A 1,879-nucleotide genomic window follows, 5' to 3' on the forward strand; every position below is an offset into this window, starting at 1 on the left:
ACCATTCTTTGGCACTTTTACAGGATGAGCAAGTCATCCCCGATGAAAAGCTACGTCCAGGCTACGAAAAACAAACAGGTCAAGAAAAGCATCGTTCTTGCCGCATGAAATGGAGATAAAAAGTAACTTTTAAAAGTTGCTTTTTATTTTTTTCAATTTTTTGCGAATAGTTAGATAAGGAGGGCGGTATGGTACAAGAAATTGCACAGAAAATTATTGCTACTGCGAAAGCAAAGAAGGCTCAGGATATCTATTTCATTCCCAAGGAAAAGTCCTATGAGCTTCACATGCGGGTTGGAGACGCGCGGTGTCTCGTTGACTCCTATGAGTTTGATGTTTTAGCTGCTGTGATTAGTCATTTTAAGTTTGTAGCGGGTATGAATGTAGGGGAGAAGAGACGTAGTCAGCTGGGCTCTTGCGACTATCAGCATGGGGAGAAGGTGTCTTCTCTGCGTTTGTCTACCGTAGGAGATTATCGGGGACATGAGAGTTTGGTCATTCGTTTGTTGCACGACGAAGAGCAGGACCTGCATTTCTGGTTTCAGGATATGAATGAACTGGGTGAGCAGTACCGGCAACGGGGCCTCTACCTTTTTGCGGGTCCAGTTGGAAGTGGCAAGACGACCTTGATGCACGAATTAGCCAAGTCTCTGTTTATGGGGCAACAGGTTATGTCCATCGAAGATCCTGTCGAAATCAAGCAGGAAGACATGCTCCAGTTGCAGTTGAATGAAGCGATTGGCTTGACCTATGAAAATCTGATCAAACTGTCTCTCCGGCATCGTCCGGACCTCTTGATTATCGGTGAAATTCGTGACAGCGAGACAGCGCGTGCAGTGGTCAGAGCCAGTTTGACAGGGGCGACAGTCTTTTCAACCATTCATGCTAAGAGTATCCGAGGTGTTTATGAACGCCTTCTGGAGTTGGGGGTGACGGAGGAGGAATTAGCAGTTGTTCTGCAAGGAGTCTGCTACCAGAGATTAATCGGGGGAGGAGGAATCGTTGACTTTGCAAACAAAGACTATCAAGAACACCAGCCAACCAGGTGGAATGAACAGATTGACCAGCTTCTTAAAGATGGACATATCACAAGTCTTCAGGCCGAAACGGAAAAAATTAGCTACAGCTAAGCAGAAGAAAATCATCACCCTGTTTAACAATCTCTTCTCCAGTGGCTTTCATTTGGTGGATATTATTTCTTTCTTGGGAAGAAGTGCCCTGCTAGAAAAGGACTATGTGGCCCAGATGCACCAAGGCTTGGCTCAGGGGAAATCTTTCTCAGAGATGATGGACAGCTTGGGCTTTTCAAGTGCTATTGTGACCCAGTTATCTCTAGCTGAAGTGCATGGAAATCTTCACCTGAGTCTGGGGAAGATAGAAGAATATCTGGATAATTTGTCCAAGGTCAAGAAAAAGTTAATCGAAGTGGCGACCTATCCTCTGATTTTGCTGGGATTTCTCCTGCTAATCATGCTGGGGTTGAGAAACTATCTACTTCCTCAACTGGACAGTAGCAATATCGCCACTCAAATCATCGGCAATCTGCCACAAATATTTCTGGGACTAGTGTTGGTTTGCTCTCTATCTTTGCTTTTAGCTCTCACTTTTTACAAAAGAAGTTCCAAGATGCGGGTCTTCTCGATGTTAGCGCGGATTCCCTTTCTAGGAATCTTTGTCCAGACTTATCTGACAGCTTATTATGCGCGTGAATGGGGCAATATGATTTCGCAGGGGATGGAGCTGATGCAGATTTTTCAGATCATGCAGGAACAAGGCTCACAGCTCTTTAACGAAATCGGTCAAGATTTGGCTCAAGCCCTGCAAAATGGCCGCGAATTTTCTCAAACCATAGCGACCTATCCTTTCTTTAAAAAGGAGT

The 1,879-nt window shown here is 44.9% G+C and carries 3 protein-coding genes; all 3 read left to right on the forward strand.

The genetic code is table 11. The features are described 5' to 3' along the window. A partial coding sequence (locus GMD4S_RS08450) for a DUF1033 family protein (protein WP_008289638.1) occupies positions 1-119 on the forward strand: 119 nt, incomplete at its 5' end. A 69-nt stretch (positions 120-188) separates the two neighbouring features. After that, the gene (gene comGA, locus GMD4S_RS08455; RefSeq protein WP_000249575.1) at positions 189-1,130 is read left to right on the forward strand and encodes a competence type IV pilus ATPase ComGA; all 942 of its coding nucleotides are present in this window, start codon (positions 189-191) and stop codon (positions 1,128-1,130) included. After that, on the forward strand, positions 1,078-1,879 hold an 802-nt coding region (gene comGB, locus GMD4S_RS08460), incomplete at its 3' end, for a competence type IV pilus assembly protein ComGB (RefSeq protein WP_000355378.1). The genes comGA and comGB, both read left to right, overlap by 53 nt.

This window comes from Streptococcus sp. GMD4S, assembly GCF_000296955.1.

Bases quoted from the DNA above. Each gene is read 5' to 3' on its own strand.
- comGA (WP_000249575.1), top strand. From the start codon at position 189: ATGGTACAAGAAATTGCACAGAAAATTATTGCTACTGCGAAAGCAAAG.